The sequence below is a fragment of the Mycolicibacterium brumae genome (assembly GCF_025215495.1).
GTDB classification, from domain to species: Bacteria; Actinomycetota; Actinomycetes; order Mycobacteriales; family Mycobacteriaceae; genus Mycobacterium; species Mycobacterium brumae.
On record NZ_CP104302.1, the window covers coordinates 984,788 to 1,007,195 of the forward strand.

At 65.7% G+C, this 22,408-nt stretch carries 20 protein-coding genes and 2 rRNA genes; 20 read left to right on the forward strand and 2 right to left on the reverse strand.

Annotated features, from left to right (window positions below; translation table 11 throughout):
* Positions 1-62 precede the first annotated feature (62 nt).
* Together L2Z93_RS04990 and L2Z93_RS04995 are read left to right on the forward strand one after the other, a co-directional pair.
* Positions 63-770 (forward strand): DUF8817 family protein, encoded by a 708-nt coding sequence (locus tag L2Z93_RS04990; protein WP_202971894.1) that lies wholly within the window; start codon positions 63-65, stop codon positions 768-770.
* 2 nt (positions 771-772) lie between these two features.
* Positions 773-1,336 (forward strand): PadR family transcriptional regulator, encoded by a 564-nt coding sequence (locus tag L2Z93_RS04995; protein ID WP_090586786.1) that lies wholly within the window; start codon positions 773-775, stop codon positions 1,334-1,336.
* Here the strand turns inward: L2Z93_RS04995 and L2Z93_RS05000 are convergent.
* Positions 1,333-1,866 (reverse strand): hypothetical protein, encoded by a 534-nt coding sequence (locus L2Z93_RS05000; RefSeq protein WP_090586783.1) that lies wholly within the window; start codon positions 1,864-1,866, stop codon positions 1,333-1,335. The two genes, L2Z93_RS04995 and L2Z93_RS05000, sit on opposite strands and share 4 nt — an antisense overlap.
* A 228-nt stretch (positions 1,867-2,094) precedes the next feature.
* Here L2Z93_RS05000 and rpmE point away from each other — a divergent pair, with 228 nt between their 5' ends.
* The 15 genes from rpmE to L2Z93_RS05075 all read left to right on the forward strand — a co-directional run bounded on the left by rpmE (position 2,095) and on the right by L2Z93_RS05075 (position 15,000).
* Positions 2,095-2,325 carry a 50S ribosomal protein L31 gene (gene rpmE / locus L2Z93_RS05005; RefSeq protein ID WP_090586780.1) on the forward strand — a complete coding sequence of 77 codons (231 nt, stop codon included), beginning with the start codon at positions 2,095-2,097 and terminating at the stop codon, positions 2,323-2,325.
* A 96-nt stretch (positions 2,326-2,421) separates the two neighbouring features.
* Positions 2,422-3,495, forward strand: coding sequence for a peptide chain release factor 1 (gene prfA, locus L2Z93_RS05010; RefSeq protein ID WP_090586778.1), 1,074 nt, complete (start codon positions 2,422-2,424; stop codon positions 3,493-3,495).
* The gene (gene prmC, locus L2Z93_RS05015; protein ID WP_234786026.1) at positions 3,496-4,404 is read left to right on the forward strand and encodes a peptide chain release factor N(5)-glutamine methyltransferase; all 909 of its coding nucleotides are present in this window, start codon (positions 3,496-3,498) and stop codon (positions 4,402-4,404) included.
* Positions 4,404-5,057, forward strand: a complete 654-nt coding sequence (locus L2Z93_RS05020) for an L-threonylcarbamoyladenylate synthase (RefSeq protein WP_090586776.1) — start codon at positions 4,404-4,406, stop codon at positions 5,055-5,057. The genes prmC and L2Z93_RS05020 overlap by 1 nt, the downstream gene beginning before the upstream one ends.
* A gap of 23 nt (positions 5,058-5,080) precedes the next feature.
* Complete coding sequence (locus L2Z93_RS05025) at positions 5,081-6,286, forward strand: glycosyltransferase family 4 protein (protein ID WP_090586773.1); 1,206 nt, start codon at positions 5,081-5,083, stop codon at positions 6,284-6,286.
* Between the two features lie 270 nt (positions 6,287-6,556).
* Positions 6,557-7,006 carry a hypothetical protein gene (locus L2Z93_RS05030; RefSeq protein ID WP_090586771.1) on the forward strand — a complete coding sequence of 150 codons (450 nt, stop codon included), beginning with the start codon at positions 6,557-6,559 and terminating at the stop codon, positions 7,004-7,006.
* Between the two features lie 22 nt (positions 7,007-7,028).
* Entirely contained in the window at positions 7,029-7,808 is a 780-nt protein-coding gene (atpB, locus tag L2Z93_RS05035; RefSeq protein ID WP_090586768.1) for a F0F1 ATP synthase subunit A, read from the forward strand.
* 90 nt (positions 7,809-7,898) lie between these two features.
* Positions 7,899-8,162 (forward strand): F0F1 ATP synthase subunit C, encoded by a 264-nt coding sequence (locus tag L2Z93_RS05040; RefSeq protein WP_090586765.1) that lies wholly within the window; start codon positions 7,899-7,901, stop codon positions 8,160-8,162.
* Between the two features lie 6 nt (positions 8,163-8,168).
* Positions 8,169-8,669, forward strand: a complete 501-nt coding sequence (locus L2Z93_RS05045; RefSeq protein WP_090586761.1) for a F0F1 ATP synthase subunit B — start codon at positions 8,169-8,171, stop codon at positions 8,667-8,669.
* Entirely contained in the window at positions 8,670-10,007 is a 1,338-nt protein-coding gene (locus L2Z93_RS05050) for a F0F1 ATP synthase subunit B/delta (protein WP_090586759.1), read from the forward strand.
* A gap of 52 nt (positions 10,008-10,059) precedes the next feature.
* Positions 10,060-11,706, forward strand: coding sequence for a F0F1 ATP synthase subunit alpha (gene atpA, locus L2Z93_RS05055; protein WP_090586756.1), 1,647 nt, complete (start codon positions 10,060-10,062; stop codon positions 11,704-11,706).
* Positions 11,707-11,727: 21 nt separating this feature from the next.
* Positions 11,728-12,660, forward strand: coding sequence for a F0F1 ATP synthase subunit gamma (locus L2Z93_RS05060; protein ID WP_090586753.1), 933 nt, complete (start codon positions 11,728-11,730; stop codon positions 12,658-12,660).
* Between the two features lie 34 nt (positions 12,661-12,694).
* Entirely contained in the window at positions 12,695-14,131 is a 1,437-nt protein-coding gene (gene atpD / locus L2Z93_RS05065) for a F0F1 ATP synthase subunit beta (protein WP_090586750.1), read from the forward strand.
* 27 nt (positions 14,132-14,158) lie between these two features.
* Entirely contained in the window at positions 14,159-14,527 is a 369-nt protein-coding gene (locus L2Z93_RS05070; protein ID WP_234786025.1) for a F0F1 ATP synthase subunit epsilon, read from the forward strand.
* A 35-nt stretch (positions 14,528-14,562) separates the two neighbouring features.
* Positions 14,563-15,000: a DUF2550 domain-containing protein gene (locus L2Z93_RS05075; RefSeq protein ID WP_090586746.1), complete on the forward strand. Its 438-nt coding sequence runs from the start codon at positions 14,563-14,565 to the stop codon at positions 14,998-15,000.
* Between the two features lie 17 nt (positions 15,001-15,017).
* On the opposite strand, the gene L2Z93_RS05080 is transcribed toward L2Z93_RS05075, so the two are convergent.
* Positions 15,018-15,620: a cob(I)yrinic acid a,c-diamide adenosyltransferase gene (locus tag L2Z93_RS05080; RefSeq protein ID WP_090586743.1), complete on the reverse strand. Its 603-nt coding sequence runs from the start codon at positions 15,618-15,620 to the stop codon at positions 15,018-15,020.
* 57 nt (positions 15,621-15,677) lie between these two features.
* On the opposite strand from L2Z93_RS05080, the gene murA reads away from it, so the two are divergent.
* The 3 genes from murA (at position 15,678) to L2Z93_RS05095 (ending at position 22,401) form a co-directional block, all read left to right on the forward strand.
* Positions 15,678-16,931 carry a UDP-N-acetylglucosamine 1-carboxyvinyltransferase gene (gene murA / locus L2Z93_RS05085; protein ID WP_090586742.1) on the forward strand — a complete coding sequence of 418 codons (1,254 nt, stop codon included), beginning with the start codon at positions 15,678-15,680 and terminating at the stop codon, positions 16,929-16,931.
* Positions 16,932-17,300: 369 nt separating this feature from the next.
* A 16S ribosomal RNA gene (locus tag L2Z93_RS05090) occupies positions 17,301-18,819 on the forward strand.
* 463 nt (positions 18,820-19,282) lie between these two features.
* Positions 19,283-22,401, forward strand: a 23S ribosomal RNA gene (locus L2Z93_RS05095).
* The 16S and 23S rRNA genes sit together here, the layout of an rRNA operon.
* The last annotated feature ends 7 nt before the right edge of the window (positions 22,402-22,408 follow it).

The window sequence follows — 22,408 nt, forward strand, 5'->3', positions numbered from 1 at the left end:
CGGGTGCGATCGCTCGGTTGCGAACAAGCTCCGAACTACTCAACCTTGAGTAGTGTGTCTCTATGGCCACCGTCGTGCCGCTGTTGCCCTCGTTGGACCCCGCCGCGACCATCGAGTTCTACGGAGCCCTCGGGTTCAGGCTCAGCTGTGACCAGCGGCGACCCTACCTGTACCTCGCCTTTGCCCTCGATGACCTCGAACTGCACTTCAAGGACCCCGCGCCGCGGCTCGACGCGCGCGACGAACTATCCGGCGGCGCGCTGATCTTCCTCGACGACCTCGCGCCGCTGCACCGGCGATTCGCGGACGGCCTGCGCGCCGGTCTGGGCCGCATCCCCACCGCCGGGGTCCCGCGGATCAGCAGGTTCCGCACCGGCGACACCCGGTTCAGCCTCTACGACCCGTCCGGCAACTGCCTTCTGTTCGTGGTCCGCGATGAGCCGGATATCGAATACGGCGGCTCGCGGGAACTGTCCGGGCTGGCCAGGGCGATGGACAACGTCCGGATCTTTCGCGACTTCAAGAACGACGATCAGCTCGCCGCGCGGGCGCTGGACGCGGCGCTGGCCCGGCGCCGCGACCAAGCGACCCGGATCGAGTGGGCCGCGGCGCTGGCCGACCGCGCCGAACTGGCGCTCGCACTCGATGACAACGCCACCGCCGAGCGGATGCGCGCGGAACTGACAGCCCTGGACCTCGACGAATCGGAACGGTCGCAAATCGCCGTCGAGCTCACCGCACTGGCCGACATCGAACGCTGGAAGAGCTGATCGTGTCCGCGGTCCGGTTGCTGGTGCTCGGCGTGATCCGCGCGCACGGCGAGGCGCACGGTTACGCCGTCCACCGCGAGCTGATGTCCTGGCGGGTGGACACCTGGACGGCGGTGAAACCGCCGTCGATCTATCACGCCGTCAAACAGCTGGCGCGAGAGCAGCGGCTGACGGCCGTTGGACCTCCGGCCAGCGCCCGGGGCCCGGCCAGGACCGGCTACCGATTGACCGAGGTGGGGGAGCGGGAGTTCTTCGAACTGCTCGAGGAGGCGCTGCGAAACCCCGACATCGAGGAGTTCGGAGCGGGCGTCGCGTTCATGCGGCAACTGTCGGAGCCGCGGGTCCGAGACCTGCTCACCGAGCGGTTGCAGACGGTGGAGCAGATCGCGATCGACCTGGTGGCGATGAAACCGCAGTGGCCCGACGCCGCGCAGCCACCGCACGCGGCGCACCTTTTGGAGCTGTGGGCGGCAGTGTTCCAGGCCCAGGCGCGATGGACCGCGGACCTGTTGGCCGGCCTGGGCGGGCTCGACTTCGCCCCAGGCCTGCCACACCGATCGCGCTAGATCGTCTCCAGCGGCGCCAGGCAGTAGGTGCGCGCCGGGTCGGCGAAGCTCACGGCGGTGCTGTCCGCCGGGCACGGCGCGTCGGCGGTCTCGGACCGGTCGACCACCCGGAACGGATTGGAGCTGGACAGCCCACCCCGGCAGTCCGCGTTGAGCTTGGTGATGTTGGTCATGAACTCGGACTCGTAGCAGTGGCCCACAACAAGGTTCTCCACCAGGCACAACTTGCCGGTGGTCTCGTAGTTCACGCTGAGGCTGTACTCGGAGTAGTGCTCGCTCGGGCACTTCTCGTCGGCCCCGATCCGGCTGGCGACGGTGTAGCTGGGGTCTGTGCCGCAGTCCGCCTTGGTCAGTTCGACGTTCCCGACGCCTTCGTCGGATTTGGCCATCGTCACGCACTCGCCCACCGAATAGCTGTCGAGTTCCTTGTCGGCGCTCGATTTGGCGCTGCGCTCCTGCCAGTAGTGCCGCACCACGGCGACGATGACCAATGACACCAGGATGATTCCGATGCGCTTGAGAACGTTCACTGATTCCCTCCCCGGAGCGACTGCGCGACTGCGCAAAACTAGCACCCGCCCGGGGCCCTCTCGCGCGGTGATTTTCGCGGTCGGGAACATCCGGCGGCCCGGACGCGTTTTGGGGGAGCGACGGGTGACCTGGCATAATTCACCGTCGACCACCTCAGGTTCCGGTTCACGCCCAATTACCCCAGGTCAGTTCGGGCGACCCGGCGGCCAACGATTGCAGAGGACACCATGAAAAGCGGCATCCATCCCGAGTACAAAGAGACCACCGTGGTCTGCGGTTGCGGGAACAACTTCACCACCCGCAGCACCAAGGACAGCGGCCACATTGTGGTCGAGGTGTGCTCGCAGTGCCACCCGTTCTACACCGGCAAGCAGAAGATCCTGGACTCGGGCGGCCGCGTCGCGCGCTTCGAGAAGCGCTACGGCAAGCGCACTGCCAAGGCCGAAGCCGACAGCTAGCAATGTCCCCGGCGCCCGTTGCCGTCGCATCACGCGACCGGCCGGGCGCCGGTGTCATGTCCGGGTCCAGAACCACACAGCAGCCAGGAGGCCGCGATGACGCAGAGCGCACCGGCGATTGACGCGCTGCTGGCCGAGCACGCCGAACTGGAGTCACGGCTGGCCGACCCGGCGCTGCACGCCGACCCGGCCGCGGCTCGCAAGGCCGGCCGCCGATTCGCTCAGCTCGCGCCGATCGCTGCGACCCACCGCAAGCTGGAGGCCGCCCGCGGCGACCTGGAGGCTGCCCGCGAGTTGGCCGCCGACGACCCGTCCTTCGCCGACGAGGTGCCCGCGCTGGAGCAGCAGATCGCCGAGCTGGACACCGCGCTGACCGACATGCTGGCCCCGCGGGATCCGCACGACGGCGACGACATCGTGCTGGAGGTCAAGTCCGGCGAGGGCGGCGAGGAGTCCGCGCTGTTCGCCGCCGACCTGGCCCGGATGTACATCCGCTTCGCCGAGCGCCAGGGCTGGAACGTCACCATCCTCGACGAGACCACCTCCGACCTGGGCGGCTACAAGGACGCCACGCTGGCCATCTCCAGCAAGGGCGACTCGCCCGACGGCGTCTGGTCGCGGCTGAAGTTCGAGGGCGGCGTGCACCGGGTGCAGCGGGTGCCCGTCACCGAGTCGCAGGGCCGGGTGCACACCTCGGCCGCCGGGGTGCTGGTGTACCCCGAGCCCGACGAGGTCGAGCAGGTGCAGATCGACGAGTCGGACCTGCGCATCGACGTCTACCGGTCCTCCGGCAAGGGCGGCCAGGGCGTCAACACCACCGACTCGGCGGTGCGGATCACGCACCTGCCCACCGGGATCGTGGTGACCTGCCAGAACGAACGCTCCCAGCTGCAGAACAAGGCCCGTGCCATGCAGGTGCTCGCGGCACGGCTGCAGGCGCTGGCCGAGGAGCAGGCCCAGGCCGACGCGTCGGCCGATCGGGCCAGCCAGATCCGCACCGTGGACCGCAGCGAACGCATCCGGACCTACAACTTCCCGGAGAACCGGATCGCCGACCACCGGATCAACTTCAAGGCGCACAACCTCGACCAGGTGCTCGCCGGGGACCTCGACGCCCTGCTGGAGGCGCTGGCCGCCGCCGACAAGCAGGCCCGGCTGCAGCAGGCGTAAGTGCCGGCCCCGATCCGGGAGCTGATCTCCGCCGCCGAAGCCACCCTGGCCGCCGCGGGGGTGGACTCGCCGCGGGCCGACGCCGAGTTGCTGGCCGCACACGCCGCCGGTGTCGACCGCAGCCGGATCGCCGTTTGGGCGGTCACCGGCCACACCCCGGACACCCACGTCGCCGACTGCTACCGCCAGCTGATCGACGCCCGCGCCGCCCGCGCCCCGCTGCAGCACCTCACCGGCTACGCCGCGTTCGGACCGCTGACGCTGCGCGTCGGGCCGGGAGTGTTCGTCCCGCGGCCGGAGACCGAGGCGCTGCTGGAATGGGCGCTGGGCGTCGAGGCCTCGAACCCGGTGGCGTCATCGCGCCGGGCCTCTTCGTCGAACCCGGCGGTGGCCGTCGACCTGTGCGCCGGCAGCGGGGCCCTCGGACTGGCCCTGGCCCACCACCACCCGGACGCGCGGGTGTGGCTGGTGGAGAACAGCCCGGCGGCCCTGGCCTACACCCGCCGCAACGCCGAGCCGTACCCGAACGTGACCGTGCTGGACGCCGACGCGACCGATCCCGGGTTGCTCGGCGAGTTGAACGGCCGGGTGGACCTGCTGGTCTGCAACCCGCCCTACATTCCCGACGGCGCCGCGCTGCCTGCCGAGGCGGCCGCAGACCCGGACCGCGCGCTGTTCGGCGGGCCCGACGGCATGTCGGTGATCGGCCCGCTCGCCGCGGTGGCGGCGCGGTTGCTTCGCCCCGGCGGCGCGATCGGCGTCGAGCATGACGACACCACTGCGGAGGCCACCGTCGCGGTGCTGCGCGACGCCGGGGTGTTCGATGACATCGTGGCCCGAACAGATCTGACCGGCAGGCCGAGGTTCGTCACGGCCGTGCGAGCGCGCAACGGAGGCGAGCGAGAATGATGAGCCAGGTATTCGACTGCGGCGACCCGCAGCAGCGCAGCCGGGGCATCGCCGCGGCCGCGTCCGCCGCCCGCGACGGTGAGCTGGTGGTGCTGCCGACCGACACCGTGTACGGGATCGGCGCCGACGCCTTCGACGCCGACGCCGTCGCCGCGCTGCTGGCCGCCAAGGGCCGCGGCCGGGACATGCCGGTGCCGGTGCTGGTCGGCTCGTGGCAGACCATCGACGGACTGGTCTATCCGGTGCCGTCGGCGGCCCGCGAGCTGATCGAGGCGTTCTGGCCGGGCGCCCTGAGCCTGGTGGTGCGTCAGGTCCCGTCGCTGCAATGGGACCTCGGCGACTCCGACGGGACGGTGATGGTGCGGATGCCGCTGCACCCGGTCGCCATCGAACTGCTGCGCGAGGTCGGGCCGATGGCGGTCTCCAGCGCCAATATCTCCGGGCAGACCCCGGCCGTCGAGGTCGGCGAGGCCCAGCGTCAGCTCGGCGAGCTGGTGTCGGTCTACCTGGACGGGGGACCGGCGGCCCGTCGGGCCGCGTCCACCATCGTCGACCTGACCGGGCCGACCCCGCGGATCCTGCGCCCGGGGCCGGTTCCGGCCGCCCGGATCGCCGAGGTCCTCGGCGTCACGCCGGAGTCGCTGCACGCGTAATGCGGTGCAGTACGGTTCAAGCAATGTCCAGCCCAGGTTCCACTGACGCGTTGGCGTCGGGACTGCTGGCGCTGGCCGACCGCGGCGCCGGCGTGCCGCTGCGCGAGCTGGCGCTGGTGGGGCTGGCCGCGGCCATCATCACCTACTTCGCGACCGGCCCGGTGCGGGCGTTCGCGATCCGCATCGGCGCGGTCGCCCACCCGCGGGAGCGCGACGTGCACGTCGTCCCGGTGCCCCGGATGGGCGGGCTGGCGATGTACCTCGGCGTGGCGGCCGGGGTGTTTCTGGCCTCCCAGCTGCCCGCGCTGACCCGCGGGTTCGTCTATTCCACCGGCATGCCCGCGGTGCTCGTCGCCGGCGGCATCATCATGGCCATCGGTCTGATCGACGACCGCTGGGGTCTGGACGCGCTGACCAAGTTCGCCGGTCAGATCACCGCGGCCAGCGTGCTGGTCACCATGGGCGTGGCCTGGAGTGTGCTCTACATCCCCGGCATCGGCACCATCGTGCTGGACCAGACCGCGTCGATCCTGCTGACCCTGGCGTTGACGGTGTCCATCGTCAACGCGATGAACTTCGTCGACGGTCTCGACGGGCTGGCCGCGGGACTGGGCCTGATCACCGCGCTGGCGATCTGCGTGTTCTCGGTGGGGCTGCTCCGCGATCACGGCGGCGACGTGCTGTTCTATCCGCCGGCCGTCATCTCGGTGGTGCTGGCGGGCGCCTGCCTGGGCTTCCTGCCGCACAACTTCCACCGGGCCAAGATCTTCATGGGCGACTCCGGCTCGATGTTGATCGGGCTGATGCTGGCCGCGGCGTCGACGACGGCCGCCGGCCCGATCTCGCAGAACGCCTACGGCGCCCGGGACGTCTTCGCGCTGCTGTCGCCGTTCCTTCTGGTGGTCGCGGTGATGGCGGTGCCCGCCCTGGACATGCTGATGGCGATCGTGCGGCGCACCCGCGCCGGCCGCAGCCCGTTCAGCCCCGACAAGATGCACCTGCATCACCGGCTGCTGGAGATCGGCCACTCGCACCGCAAGGTGGTGCTGCTGATCTACCTATGGGTCGGGATCATCGCCCTCGGCGCGGCCAGCACTATCTTCGTGCCACCGCGCTACACCGGCGCGGTGATGCTCGCCGCGATCGCGGTGGCGGTGGTGGTCACCCTTATCCCGCTGCTGCGCCGCGGCGGCGAGGAGCCGTATGACTGGAGCACCCGGGGGCTCTAGATCCGGGATCGCGCAGGCTACTACGACGAGACGTAGTAGGGGGTGATTTCGGGCCTCTACCATGTGGTACGGTTCTGGCAGAACCCGCGGGAACACCGCGGGTTGCCGGCCCCGGCCGATCGGCGATTCGCCGAAAAGAGCCGGATCACGACCGACAAAGGGGACCGCCCGCTTGGGTGACTACAGGGAGTCCGCAGCCCTCCGATACGCTCTTCGGGCACGGACCGGAATCCCGGTGCTCTGCGACGGTCCCGACGATGAGGTGGAGCAGTGACGACGCCAGCGCAAGACGCGCCCTTCGTTCTGCCGGCCGTTGCGTTTCGTCCCGCCCGCCTCGGCGTGGTCTGCCTGGTGATCGCCGGCGTGGTCACCGGTGTCGCGACCTGGATGGGCGCCCCCCTGTTCGGCGCCTTCTTCGCGTTCGGTCTGTTGCTCGGCCTCATCAATGCGCTGTTGGTGCGCCACGCGGTCACCTCCATCACCAATGAGGAGCATCCGCTCAAGGCCAAGATGGCGGTCAACTCCGCGACCCGCCTGCTGGTGTTCGGCGCGATCGCGCTGTTCATGGCCTGGTACTTCAAGCCGGTCGGGCTCGGCACCCCGTTCGGCCTGGCGCTGTTCGAAGCTCTGCTGGTGATCAGCACGTCCCTGCCGGTACTGAAGAAGCTGCGCGCGGGCGCCGGTGACACCGGCGCCGCCGACGTATCCCACGACGGATGAAGACAGAAGGATTGATCCGCTGATGACAGAGACACTCGTCGCCGAGGCCGCGATTCACGTCGGCTACCACGCTCCGATCTGGCACTTGTTCGGCATGACGATCCACGGCGACACCGTGATCGCGTCGGCTGTCGCCGGCGTCATCGTGTTGATCCTGGCGTTCATCCTGAAGTCTCAGGTGACCGCCACCGACGTGCCCGGCAAGATCCAGCTGTTCTGGGAAGCGATCACCATCCAGGCGCGCGATCAGATCGAGAGCGCCATCGGCATGAAGATCGCGCCGTTCGTGCTCCCACTGGCCGTCACCCTGTTCGTCTACATCCTGACCGCCAACTGGCTCGGTGTGCTGCCCGTGCAGTACTCCGATTCCACCGGCGCGACCCACGAGCTGCTGAAGCCGCCGGCCTCCGACATCAACTTCGTGCTGGCGCTCGCGCTGTTCGTCTTCATCTGCTACCACACCGCGGGCATCTGGCGCCGCGGCGTGGTCGGCCACCCGGTCGCGCTGCTGAAGGGCCACGTCGCGGTCCTCGCCCCGATCAACATCGTCGAGGAAATCGCGAAGCCGATCTCGCTGTCGCTGCGTCTGTTCGGCAACCTGTTCGCCGGCGGCATCATGCTGAGCCTGATCGCGCTGTTCCCGACCTGGATCATGTGGCTGCCCAACGCCATCTGGAAGGGCTTCGACCTGTTCGTCGGCCTCATCCAGGCCTTCATCTTCGCCCTGCTGACGATTCTGTACTTCGGCCAGGCGATGGAGATCCATCACGAGGAAGAGGAAGCGGCCAAAGCCGGCCACTGACCGCAGTACCCAGAACCAACCGCACGACCTGAACCAACCGCATCACAACAGACCTGACAGCACCTGTCAGCTATCAAGGAGGAAATAGGAATGGCCGACGCAGCAACGAACGCCACCATCATCCAGGGCGCCCTCATCGGCGGTGGCCTCATCATGGCGGGCGGCGCCATCGGCGCCGGCGTCGGTGACGGCATCGCGGGCAACGCGCTGATCTCGGGCATCGCCCGTCAGCCGGAGGCCCAGGGCCGCCTGTTCACCCCGTTCTTCATCACCGTGGGTCTGGTGGAGGCCGCGTACTTCATCAACCTGGCCTTCATGGCGCTGTTCGTCTTCGCCACCCCGGGCCTGTCGTAAACCAGCATGGGTGACTTGAGCGCAACCATCCTCGCGGCGGAGGAGGGGGGTCAGGACAACTTCCTGATCCCCAACGGAACCTTCTTCGTCTGCCTGTTCATCTTCCTGGTCGTGCTCGGCGTGATCGCGAAGTGGGTTGTGCCGCCGGTCAGCGCGGTCCTCGCCCAGCGCGAGGCCATGCTGGCCAAGACCGCCGCCGACAACAAGTTGGCGGTCGACCAGGTGGCGGCCGCCGAAGCCGAACGTGAGGCCGCTCTGGCCGAAGCGCGCGGCGAGGCCTCGGCCATCCGTGACGAGGCTCGCGCCGCCGGCCGGGAGGCCGTCGACGCGGCGCGCACGGCGGCCAACGGCGAGGTGGCACAGACGCTCGCCGCCGCCGGCGACGAGCTTTCGCAGAACGCGGAGGCCGCCTCCGCCGAGCTCAACACCTCGGTGGACGGTCTTTCGCAGACATTGGCCAACCGCATCCTCGGCATCGATGGTGCGGCAACCGGCGGGAGTCGCTAGATGTCGACATTCATCGGCCAGCTGATCGGTTTCGCGATCCTGGCGTACTTGGCCGTCAAGTATGTGTTCCCGCTGATCGGCGGGCTGATGGCCAAGCAGCAGGAAGCCATCAGGGTCTCACTGGCGGAGAGCAAGACCGCCGCGGACAAGCTGGCCAACGCTGACCAGACCAAGGCCCAGATGCTCGCTGACGCGCAGACCGAGGGCGAGCGGATCCGGACGGACGCGCAGTCCGACTCGATCCGGATCGCCGAGCAGCTCGGTGAGCAGGCGGTCAGCGACGCGGACCGGATCAAGGCTCTGGGCGCCTCGCAGATCGAGAGCATGCGGGCCCAGCAGATCCGAGCACTGCGCGGCTCCCTGGGCGCCGACGCGGTCAACCGGGCCGAGGAGATCGTCCGGGCACATGTGGCCGACCCCGCCGCGCAGGCGGCGACGGTCGACCGCTACCTCGACGAGCTGGATTCGATGGCGGCCGGTTCCGCGCCGCTGCCCAGCAGCGTCTCGCTGAACCTGAAGTCCTCCAGCCGCGCCGCGGTCGACGCCCTGGTTTCGAAGTTCGAGTCCGTCAGCAACACCGTCGACACCGAAGGGCTGGTCGGCTTCGCCGACGAGCTCGGCGCGGTCGGCCAGCTGCTGCGCGCCAACCGCAACCTGAGCCGGGTGCTGAGCAACCCGGCCGACGACCCGGGCGCCAAGCGGACCCTGATCGACCGGGTGTTCGGCGGCAAGGTGGGCGCCAAGACCGCCGAGCTGCTGCAGACCGCCGGGGCCGCGCGTTGGTCCTCCGAGCAGGATCTGGGCCCCGCGTTCATCTACCTGGCGCAGGTCGTGCTGCTGGTGCGGGCCGAGCGCCTGGGCGCCGGCGAGCGGGTCGAGGACGAGCTGTTCCGGGTCGGACGGGCGCTGGACAGCTCGCCGGACCTGACCCAGATGCTCAGCGACTACGGTCAGCCGGTCGAATCGCGCCTGGCGCTGCTGGACGACGTGCTCAATCGCGGCGGCAGCACCCACCAGGTGACCCGGGAGCTGCTGGCCCAGGCCGTCGAACTGACCCACGGCGAGCGCATCGACCTGGTGGTCAACGATCTGGCCGAGGTCGCGGTGACCCGCCGCGGCGAGCTGGTGGCCCGAGCGTCAGCGGCCGCGCCGCTGACCGACGCCCAGCGCACCCGACTCACCACGATCCTGTCCCGCATCTACGGGCATCCGATCGCGCTGAAGTTCGATGTCGACCCCGAGTTGCTCGGCGGTCTGCACATCACGGTCGCCGACGAAGTCATCGACGGCGCGATCTCCTCCCGGTTGGCGGCGGCCCGCATCGGCCTCCCCGACTGACCGGCACAACCAGACACTTAAACGGACAACAAAGGCAGGAAGACGAAAAGCCATGGCAGAGTTGACAATCTCGGCTGCTGACATCGAAGGCGCGATCGAGGACTACGTAACTTCGTTCACCCCGGCCTCGGGTCGTGAAGAGGTCGGCACCGTCGTCGACGCCGGTGACGGCATCGCGCACGTCGAGGGCCTGCCCTCGGCGATGACCCAGGAGCTGCTGGAGTTCCCCGGCGGCGTGCTCGGGGTGGCGCTGAACCTCGACGAGCACGAGGTCGGCGCGGTTATCCTCGGCGACTTCGACAAGATCGAAGAGGGCCAGGAAGTCAAGCGGACCGGTGAGGTGCTCTCGGTTCCGGTCGGCGACGCCTTCCTGGGCCGCGTGGTCAACCCGCTCGGCCAGCCGATCGACGGCAAGGGCGACATCGAGGCCGAGACCCGTCGCGCCCTCGAGCTGCAGGCCCCCTCGGTGGTGCAGCGGCAGTCGGTGTCCGAGCCGCTGCAGACCGGCATCAAGGCGATCGACTCGCAGACTCCGATCGGCCGCGGCCAGCGCCAGCTGATCATCGGCGACCGTAAGACCGGTAAGACCGCGGTCTGCGTCGACACCATCCTGAACCAGCGTGAGGCCTGGGAGACCGGCGACCCGAAGCAGCAGGTGCGCTGCGTGTACGTCGCCGTCGGCCAGAAGGGCACCACCATCGCCAGCGTGCGCCGCACGCTGGAAGAAGGTGGCGCGATGGAGTACACCACCATCGTCGCGGCCCCCGCTTCGGATTCCGCCGGCTTCAAGTGGCTGGCCCCGTACACCGGCTCGACCATCGGTCAGCACTGGATGTACAACGGCAAGCACGTCCTGATCGTGTTCGACGACCTGACCAAGCAGGCCGAGGCCTACCGCGCCATCTCGCTGCTGCTGCGCCGCCCGCCGGGCCGCGAGGCCTACCCGGGTGACGTCTTCTACCTGCACTCCCGCCTGCTGGAGCGCTGCGCGAAGCTGTCCGACGAGCTCGGTGGCGGTTCGATGACCGGCCTGCCGCTGATCGAGACCAAGGCCAACGACATCTCGGCCTACATCCCGACCAACGTCATCTCCATCACCGACGGCCAGTGCTTCCTGGAGACCGACCTGTTCAACCAGGGTGTTCGTCCGGCCATCAACGTCGGTGTGTCGGTGTCCCGCGTCGGCGGCGCCGCCCAGATCAAGGCGATGAAGGAAGTGGCGGGCTCGCTGCGTCTGGACCTGTCGCAGTACCGCGAGCTGGAGGCCTTCGCGGCCTTCGCCTCCGATCTGGACGCGGCCTCGAAGGCTCAGCTGGAGCGCGGCGCGCGCCTGGTGGAGCTGCTCAAGCAGCCGCAGCACAGCCCGATGGCCGTGCAGGAGCAGGTCATCGCGATCTTCCTCGGCACCCAGGGCCACCTGGACTCGGTGCCGGTGGAGGACGTGCAGCGCTTCGAGGCCGAGTTCCTGGAGCACGTGAAGACCTCCAAGCCGGAGATCCTCGACGAGATCCGCGACACCAAGAAGCTCTCCGAGGAGCTGGAGGCCACCCTGGTCGCCACCATCAAGGAGTTCAAGAAGAGCTTCCAGGCCACCGACGGCTCGTCGGTCTTGCCGGTTGACGAAGAGGTCGAGGCGCTCGACGAGTCCGAGCTGTCGGCCGAGACGGTCAAGGTCCGCAAGCCGGCCGGCAAGAAGTAGACCGGAGGGTCTGGTAACCACATGGCAGCCACACTGCGCGAACTGCGTGGACGAATCCGCTCGGCCTCGGCGATCAAGAAGATCACCAAGGCCCAGGAGCTGATCGCCACATCGCGGATCGTCAAGGCACAGGCGCGGGTCGAGCAGTCCCGCCCCTATGCCCGGGAGATCACGCACATGCTGACCCTGCTGGCCAGCCACAGCGCGTTGGACCATCCGTTGCTGGTCGAGCGGCAGGAGAGCAACCGGGCCGCCGTCCTGGTGGTCTCCTCGGACCGTGGCCTGTGCGGTGGCTACAACGCCAACGTGCTGCGCCACGCCGAGGAGCTGCTCAAGCTGCTGCGCGAGCAGGGCAAGGAGCCGCAGCTCTACGTCGTCGGCCGTAAGGCCCTGGGCTTCTACAACTTCCGGGACCGCCCGGTGGTGGAGTCCTGGACCGGCTTCTCCGAGCGGCCGAAGTTCAGCCACGCCCGGGAGATCGCCGAGACCCTGGTCGGGGCGTTCATGGCGGGCGAGGACGACGCGGACGACAACGCCGACGGCGTGACTGGCGTGGACGAGATCCACATCGTTTTCACCGAGTTCAAGTCGATGCTGTCGCAGACGGCGGAGGCACGCCGGATCGCCCCGCTGCTGGTGGAGTACGTCGAGGACGACACCGCTGCCGACCACAGCGGTCCGCAGACGCTGTTCTCCTTCGAGCCGGACGCCAACACCCTGTTCGGCGAGCTGCTGCCGCGGTACGTCGCCACTCGCGTGTACGCCGCGCTGCTGGAAGCCTCGGCGTCGGAGTCGGCGTCGCGCCGGCGCGCCATGAAGTCGGCGACCGACAACGCCGATGACCTGATCAAGATCCTGACGCTGGAAGCAAACCGCGAGCGTCAGGCCCAGATCACCCAGGAAATCAGCGAGATCGTCGGCGGCGCGAACGCCCTGGCCGACGCCATCGACTAAGCCCCACCGATAAAGAAGCAGAGAGCGAATACGAATGACTGCCACCGCTGAAGCGAAGAGCAAGACCGCCGGTCGCGTCGTACGGGTCACCGGGCCCGTCGTCGACGTCGAGTTCCCGCGCGGTTCGGTGCCCAACCTGTTCAACGCGTTGCACGCCGACATCACCTACGGCGAGCTCGCCAAGACGCTGACCCTGGAGGTCGCCCAGCACCTGGGTGACAACATGGTCCGCACCATCTCCATGCAGCCCACCGACGGCCTGGTCCGCGGTGTCGACGTGACCGACACCGGTTCCTCGATCTCGGTGCCGGTCGGCCACGAGGTCAAGGGCCACGTGTTCAACGCGCTGGGCTACTGCCTGGACGAGCCCGGCTACGGCGAGGACTTCGAGCACTGGTCCATCCACCGCAAGCCGCCGGCCTTCGACCAGCTCGAGCCGCGGACCGAGATGCTGGAGACCGGCCTGAAGGTCGTCGACCTGCTGACCCCGTACGTGCGCGGCGGCAAGATCGCCCTGTTCGGCGGCGCGGGCGTGGGCAAGACCGTGCTCATCCAGGAGATGATCAACCGCATCGCGCGCAACTTCGGTGGCACCTCGGTGTTCGCCGGGGTGGGGGAGCGCACCCGTGAGGGCAACGACCTGTGGGTCGAGCTCGCCGACGCCAACGTGCTCAAGGACACCGCCTTGGTGTTCGGCCAGATGGACGAGCCGCCCGGCACCCGTATGCGCGTCGCGCTGTCCGCGCTGACCATGGCCGAGTGGTTCCGCGACGAGGCCGGCCAGGACGTGCTGCTGTTCATCGACAACATCTTCCGGTTCACCCAGGCCGGTTCCGAGGTGTCGACCCTGCTGGGCCGCATGCCTTCGGCGGTGGGTTACCAGCCGACCCTGGCCGACGAGATGGGTGAGCTGCAGGAACGCATCACCTCGACCCGCGGCCGGTCCATCACCTCGATGCAGGCCGTGTACGTGCCCGCCGACGACTACACCGACCCGGCCCCGGCCACCACGTTCGCGCACCTGGACGCCACCACCGAGCTCTCCCGCGCGGTGTTCTCCAAGGGCATCTTCCCGGCCGTGGACCCGCTGGCCTCCAGCTCCACCATCCTCGACCCGTCGGTCGTGGGCGACGAGCACTACCGGGTCGCCCAGGAAGTCATCCGGATCCTGCAGCGCTACAAGGATCTGCAGGACATCATCGCCATCCTCGGTATCGACGAGCTGTCCGAAGAGGACAAGCAGCTGGTCAACCGGGCCCGTCGCATCGAGCGCTTCCTGAGCCAGAACATGATGGCCGCCGAGCAGTTCACCGGCCAGCCCGGCTCGACCGTGCCGCTCAAGGAGACCGTCGAGGCGTTCGACCGGCTGTCCAAGGGCGAGTTCGACCACGTGCCGGAGCAGGCGTTCTTCCTCATCGGCGGTCTCGACGACCTGTCGAAGAAGGCCGAGAGCCTCGGCGTCAAGCTGTGATTGCCCTCGGATTGAAGGAGGTGTCTCATGGCGGCTGAAATGGACGTCGAAATCGTCGCCGTCGAGCGCCAGCTGTGGTCGGGTAAGGCGACGTTCGTCTTCACCCGGACCACTGCCGGTGACATCGGCATCCTGCCCCGGCACATTCCGCTGGTCGCGCAGATCGTCGAGGACGGCATCGTGCGCATCGAGCGCGAGGGTGAAGACGACTTGAGCATCGCCGTCGACGGTGGGTTCATGTCGGTCACCGAGGAAGGCGTCATCATCCTGGTGGAGTCGGCCTCGCTGGTCTCCGAGATCGACGTCGACGAGGCCAAGCGTGAAGCCGATTGCGAGGATCCGCATGTCGCCGCGCATGGCCGCGCCCGACTGCGCGCCGTTGGGCAGCTCGGTTAGGAGCCGGCCCGAAACGGTCTGAAGGGAGTCCGCCGATGAGCACGACCATGACTGTCATGGTCGTGCTCATCGGCGTCTTGGCCCTGATGGTGCTGGCCATGGGCTATCGGCTGTGGAAGCTGCGCCAAGGCGGCACCGCCGCGATCATGCGCGACATCCCGGCCGTCGGCGGCGCCGGCTGGCGGCACGGTGTGGTGCGCTACCGCGGCGAGGAAGCGGTTTTCTACCAGCTGTCCAGCGTGCGCTGGTGGCCCGACCGCCGACTGGGCCGACGCGGTCTGGAGCTGCTGGGCCGACGAGTCCCACGCGGCGACGAGTTCGACATCATGGGCCCCGAGACGGTGGTGCTGGAACTCAGCGACACCGACCGCGAGCGCGGCTACGAGTTGGCGCTGGATCGGGGCGCGCTGACCGCGTTCCTGTCCTGGTGGGAATCGCGGCCGTCACCGCGGGCCCGGCGCCGCGACTTCTGAGCGTTACCCGGGCTGCACTACTCCTTCGTCGTAGCTTGCCCTGCGTGTCCTTCTCCTCCGCCGGGCGTCCACAGCACGTCGCCGTCGGGATTGGCCACCCGGGACAGGATGAATAGCAGGTCGGAGAGCCGGTTGAGGTACTTCGCCGGCAGCACGCTGACACCGTCGCCATGCGTCTCCACCGCGGCCCACGCCGAACGCTCGGCTCGACGCACCACCGTCCGGGCGGTGTGCAGCAGGGCCGACAGCGCTGTGCCACCCGGCAGGATGAACGAGTTCAGCGCGGGCAGTCCCTCGTTGAACTCATCGCACCAGCCCTCCAGCCGGTCGATGTAGTCCTGGGTGATGCGCAACGGCGGGTACTTCGGATCCGGCGCCACCGGCGTGGACAGGTCGGCGCCCGCGTCGAACAGGTCGTTTTGCACCCAGCGCAGCACTTCGCGGATCGGCGGCTCGGGCGCCCCGAGAGCGGTCGCCACGCCGATCGCGGCGTTGGCCTCGTCGCAGTCGGCGTAGGCGATCAGCCGGGAATCGTTCTTCGGGACGCGGGAGAAATCGCTGAGACCGGTGGTGCCGTCATCGCCGGTGCGGGTGTAGATGCGGGTCAGGTGCACAGCCATGGGCCAACGGTACCGGTGAGCATCGACGCCGGTCCGGGGCTCACTACACTGTTCCGGGTGAGCGACGTCTTCGTGGTGACCGGTGGCAGCCGGCTGTCCGGCACGGTCGCCGTCGGCGGCGCGAAGAACAGCGTGCTCAAGCTGATGGCGGCCAGCCTGCTGGCCGAGGGCACCACCACCATCTCCAATTGCCCCGACATCCTGGACGTGCCGTTGATGGCGGAGGTTCTGCGCGGGCTGGGCGCCACGGTCGAGCTCGACGGCGACGTCGCCCGGATCACGTCGCCGGAGGAGCCCAAGCACGACGCCGACTTCGCGGCGGTGCGTCAGTTCCGCGCCTCGGTGTGTGTGCTCGGACCGCTGATCGGCCGGTGCAAGCGGGCCCGGGTCGCGCTGCCCGGCGGCGACGCGATCGGGTCCCGGCCGCTGGACATGCACCAGACCGGCCTGCGGTTGTTGGGCGCGCGGTGCGCGATCGAACACGGTTGTGTGGTCGCCGAGGCCGATGAGCTGCACGGCGCCGAGATCCAGTTGGAGTTTCCGTCGGTGGGCGCCACCGAGAACATCCTGATGGCCGCAGTGCTCGCCAACGGTGTCACGATCATCCACAACGTCGCGCGCGAGCCCGATGTCGTGGACCTGTGCGAAATGCTCACCTCAATGGGCGCGCAGATTGATGGCGCGGGCACCTCGACGCTGACCGTCACCGGGGTCGACAAGCTGTACCCGACCGAGCACCGATGCATCGGCGACCGCATTGTCGCGGCGACCTGGGGGATCGCCGCGGCGATGACGCTCGGGGATGTCACGGTGACCGGCATCGATCCGTCGCATCTGCAGTTGGTGTTGCACAAGCTGCACGACGCCGGCGCGACGGTCACCCAGACCGAAAACTCATTCCGCGTGGTGCAATACGAGCGGCCCAAGGCCATCAACGTCGCCACGCTGCCGTTCCCGGGTTTCCCGACCGACCTGCAGCCGATGGCGATCGCGCTCGCCGCGATCGCCGAGGGCACATCCATGGTCACCGAGAACGTGTTCGAAGCGCGGTTCCGATTCGTCGAGGAGATGATCCGGTTGGGCGCCGACGCCCGGACCGACGGCCATCACGCGGTGATCCGCGGGATCCCGCAGCTCTCCAGCGCACCGGTGTGGAGTTCGGACATCCGGGCCGGCGCCGGGCTGGTGCTGGCCGGGTTGGTGGCCGACGGTCAGACCGAGGTGCACGACGTCTACCACATCGATCGGGGCTACCCGCTGTTCGTGGAGAACCTGCGGAGTTTGGGCGCGGACATCGAGCGGGTAGTATAGGACGAGGAAGTCGCAGTGTGGGGGCGATCACAAAAGATCCCCCGACTCTCAACTTGACTTCCAGATCCGCTCCGGCTTAAGCTGGTCGGGTTGCCCCGGAGAGGGTGACAAACAGAAAGTCTGAGTTCCGAAGAGCGCAAGCTCCGCCGGAACACCGGTCAGCGAAGAGCTTCCCGGAACAGATGGACAGCCTGTTGTTTGAGAACTCAATAGTGTGTTTGGTGGTTTTTGTTTGTTGTTGTTTTTTGCCATGCTCTGATACCCCCGTGTTGGGGTGTGGTTTTGTTTTTTTGATGCCAGTTTTTGGTGTCTTTTTGCTTTGATCGAGTTTTTCTGATTGGAGACTGTCCCGGTTTGTCCGGGGGTTTTTGTTTGGAGAGTTTGATCCTGGCTCAGGACGAACGCTGGCGGCGTGCTTAACACATGCAAGTCGAACGATGAAGCCTTCGGGTGGATTAGTGGCGAACGGGTGAGTAACACGTGGGTGATCTGCCCTGCACTCTGGGATAAGCCTGGGAAACTGGGTCTAATACCGGATATTTCCTATCGATCGCATGGTTGGTGGGGGAAAGCTTTTGCGGTGTGGGATGGGCCCGCGGCCTATCAGCTTGTTGGTGGGGTGATGGCCTACCAAGGCGACGACGGGTAGCCGGCCTGAGAGGGTGTCCGGCCACACTGGGACTGAGATACGGCCCAGACTCCTACGGGAGGCAGCAGTGGGGAATATTGCACAATGGGCGCAAGCCTGATGCAGCGACGCCGCGTGGGGGATGACGGCCTTCGGGTTGTAAACCTCTTTCAGTACCGACGAAGCGCAAGTGACGGTAGGTACAGAAGAAGCACCGGCCAACTACGTGCCAGCAGCCGCGGTAATACGTAGGGTGCGAGCGTTGTCCGGAATTACTGGGCGTAAAGAGCTCGTAGGTGGTTTGTCGCGTTGTCCGTGAAAACTCACAGCTTAACTGTGGGCGTGCGGGCGATACGGGCAGACTGGAGTACTGCAGGGGAGACTGGAATTCCTGGTGTAGCGGTGGAATGCGCAGATATCAGGAGGAACACCGGTGGCGAAGGCGGGTCTCTGGGCAGTAACTGACGCTGAGGAGCGAAAGCGTGGGGAGCGAACAGGATTAGATACCCTGGTAGTCCACGCCGTAAACGGTGGGTACTAGGTGTGGGTTTCCTTCCTTGGGATCCGTGCCGTAGCTAACGCATTAAGTACCCCGCCTGGGGAGTACGGCCGCAAGGCTAAAACTCAAAGGAATTGACGGGGGCCCGCACAAGCGGCGGAGCATGTGGATTAATTCGATGCAACGCGAAGAACCTTACCTGGGTTTGACATGCACAGGACGACTGCAGAGATGTGGTTTCCCTTGTGGCCTGTGTGCAGGTGGTGCATGGCTGTCGTCAGCTCGTGTCGTGAGATGTTGGGTTAAGTCCCGCAACGAGCGCAACCCTTGTCTCATGTTGCCAGCACGTTATGGTGGGGACTCGTGAGAGACTGCCGGGGTCAACTCGGAGGAAGGTGGGGATGACGTCAAGTCATCATGCCCCTTATGTCCAGGGCTTCACACATGCTACAATGGCCGGTACAAAGGGCTGCGATGCCGTAAGGCGGAGCGAATCCTTCTAAAGCCGGTCTCAGTTCGGATCGGGGTCTGCAACTCGACCCCGTGAAGTCGGAGTCGCTAGTAATCGCAGATCAGCAACGCTGCGGTGAATACGTTCCCGGGCCTTGTACACACCGCCCGTCACGTCATGAAAGTCGGTAACACCCGAAGCCGGTGGCCTAACCCCTTGTGGGAGGGAGCTGTCGAAGGTGGGATCGGCGATTGGGACGAAGTCGTAACAAGGTAGCCGTACCGGAAGGTGCGGCTGGATCACCTCCTTTCTAAGGAGCACCGATACCGAAAAGGTTCCCCCACCCCGTCTATAGGGACGGATCCGGTGGTTGGGATACATGCCAGTTCTCTGTAGTGGAGTGCTGGTGGGTGCGCGACAAACCAACGTTGACCGGGGAACGGGGATCGTTCTTCCTGGTGCCGCCAGACACACTGTTGGGTCCTGAGACAACAGGCCCGCAGGCCCACCCCCTCGAATGTGAGGATTGAGGGTGGGTGCTGGCTCCCGACTGCAGGCGTGATCGTTGTGATCGGCGTGGGTGGTTGGGGGTCTTGGTTGTCGCCTCGCTTGGTGGTGGGGTGTGGTGTTTGATTTGTGGATAGTGGTTGCGAGCATCAAGCCGCACGTGTGCCGGCCTTGGGTTGGCTCAAGGGGTTTTCCCTTTGGGTTGTCTGGGGTTGGTGGTGTGGTTTGTTGTAGTGTGATTTTTTCTCATTTTTTGGTTTTTTGTGTTGTAAGTGTTTAAGGGCGCATGGTGGATGCCTTGGCACTGGGAGCCGATGAAGGACGTGGGAGGCTGCGATATGCCTCGGGGAGCTGTCAACCGTGCTGTGATCCGAGGATGTCCGAATGGGGAAACCCGGCGCGAGTGATGTCGTGTCACCCTGCACTGAATGTATAGGTGTTGGGGAGGTAACGCGGGGAAGTGAAACATCTCAGTACCCGTAGGAAGAGAAAACAATTGTGATTCCGTGAGTAGTGGCGAGCGAAAGCGGAGGATGGCTAAACCGTGTGCATGTGATACCCGGCGGGGGTTGTGTGCGTGGTGTTGTGGGACTTTTCTTCTTCAGCCCGCCGGCTGGAGCAGGAGTGAGAAATCGTTGTGTTAGTCGAAGTGGCTTGGGATGGCCTGCCGTAGACGGTGAGAGCCCGGTAGACGAAAACATGATGACTCCTGTGGATTGTTCCCGAGTAGCAGCGGGCCCGTGGAATCTGCTGTGAATCTGCCGGGACCACCCGGTAAGCCTGAATACTACCCAGTGACCGATAGCGGATTAGTACCGTGAGGGAATGGTGAAAAGTACCCCGGGAGGGGAGTGAAATAGTACCTGAAACCGTGCGCTTACAATCCGTCAGAGCCTTCGTTTTTAACGTGGGGTGATGGCGTGCCTTTTGAAGAATGAGCCTGCGAGTCAGGGACATGTCGCGAGGTTAACCCGGGTGGGGTAGCCGTAGCGAAAGCGAGTCTGAATAGGGCGTATCCACGTTTGTGGTGTAGTGGCGTGTTCTGGACCCGAAGCGGAGTGATCTACCCATGGCCAGGGTGAAGCGCGGGTAAGACCGCGTGGAGGCCCGAACCCACTTAGGTTGAAGACTGAGGGGATGAGTTGTGGGTAGGGGTGAAAGGCCAATCAAACTCCGTGATAGCTGGTTCTCCCCGAAATGCATTTAGGTGCAGCGTCACATGTTGCGTGCTGGAGGTAGAGCTACTGGATGGCCGATGGGCCCTACTAGGTTACTGACGTCAGCCAAACTCCGAATGCCGGTACGTGTAAGTGTGGCAGTGAGACGGCGGGGGATAAGCTCCGTGCGTCGAGAGGGAAACAGCCCAGATCGCCGGCTAAGGCCCCTAAGTGTGTGCTAAGTGGAAAAGGATGTGCAGTCGCGAAGACAACCAGGAGGTTGGCTTAGAAGCAGCCACCCTTGAAAGAGTGCGTAATAGCTCACTGGTCAAGTGATTGTGCGCCGATAATGTAGCGGGGCTCAAGCACACCGCCGAAGCCGCGGCAATACCGCAAGGTATTGGGTAGGGGAGCGTCCTGCATCCGGTGAAGCAGCCGTGTGAACGAGTTGTGGAGGGTGTGGGAGTGAGAATGCAGGCATGAGTAGCGAATAGGCAAGTGAGAACCTTGCCCGCCGAAAGACCAAGGGTTCCTGGGCCAGGCCAGTCCTCCCAGGGTGAGTCGGGACCTAAGGCGAGGCCGACAGGCGTAGTCGATGGACAACGGGTTGATATTCCCGTACCCGTGTGTGAGCGTCCCTGATGAATCCGTTCTGCTAACCGCCCAAAGAGTGGCCTAACTTTCCCTTCGGGGATAAGAGGGTCGCTGGCTGCGCGGGACCCGGGCGGGTAGTAGTCAAGCGATGGGGTGACGCAGGAAGGTAGCCGTACCAGTCAGTGGTAATACTGGGGCAAGCCTGTAGCACGAACGATAGGCAAATCCGTCGTTCATTTGTGTGAGAGGTGACGCATAGCCGATTGAGGCGAATTCGGTGATCCTATGCTGCCAAGAAAAGCCTCTAGCGAGTCCGCACACGGCCCGTACCCCAAACCAACACAGGTGGTCAGGTAGAGAATACTAAGGCGTACGAGTGAACTATGGTTAAGGAACTCGGCAAAATACCCCCGTAACTTCGGGAGAAGGGGGACCGGAATACCGTCAAGGCCTTCGCGGCCGGCAGCGGGATCCGGTGGCACAAACCAGTGAGAAGCGACTGTTTACTAAAAACACAGGTCCGTGCGAAGTCGCAAGACGATGTATACGGACTGACGCCTGCCCGGTGCTGGAAGGTTAAGAGGACCGGTTAGCAAACTTCGGTTTGCGAAGCTGAGAATTTAAGCCCCAGTAAACGGCGGTGGTAACTATAACCATCCTAAGGTAGCGAAATTCCTTGTCGGGTAAGTTCCGACCTGCACGAATGGCGTAACGACTTCTCAACTGTCTCAACCATAGACTCGGCGAAATTGCACTACGAGTAAAGATGCTCGTTACGCGCGGCAGGACGAAAAGACCCCGGGACCTTCACTACAACTTGGTATTGATGTTCGGTACGGTTTGTGTAGGATAGGTGGGAGACTGTGAAACCCGCACGCCAGTGTGGGTGGAGTCATTGTTGAAATACCACTCTGATCGTATTGGACCTCTAACTTCGGACCGTATATCCGGTCCAGGGACAGTGCCTGGTGGGTAGTTTAACTGGGGCGGTTGCCTCCTAAAATGTAACGGAGGCGCCCAAAGGTTCCCTCAACCTGGATGGCAATCAGGTGTTGAGTGTAAGTGCACAAGGGAGCTTGACTGCGAGACTTACAAGTCGAGCAGGGACGAAAGTCGGGACTAGTGATCCGGCACCTCTGAGTGGAAGGGGTGTCGCTCAACGGATAAAAGGTACCCCGGGGATAACAGGCTGATCTTCCCCAAGAGTCCATATCGACGGGATGGTTTGGCACCTCGATGTCGGCTCGTCGCATCCTGGGGCTGGAGCAGGTCCCAAGGGTTGGGCTGTTCGCCCATTAAAGCGGCACGCGAGCTGGGTTTAGAACGTCGTGAGACAGTTCGGTCTCTATCCGCCGCGCGCGTCAGAAGCTTGAGGAAATCTGTCCCTAGTACGAGAGGACCGGGACGGACGAACCTCTGGTATACCAGTTGTCCCACCAGGGGCACCGCTGGATGGCCACGTTCGGACAGGATAACCGCTGAAAGCATCTAAGCGGGAAACCTCTTCCAAGACCAGGCTTCTCACCCTCTAGGAGGGATAAGGCCCCCCGCAGACCACGGGATCGATAGGCCAGACCTGCACGCCTAGCAATAGGTTCAGGGAACTGGTACTAACCGGCCGAAAACTTACAACACCCCACA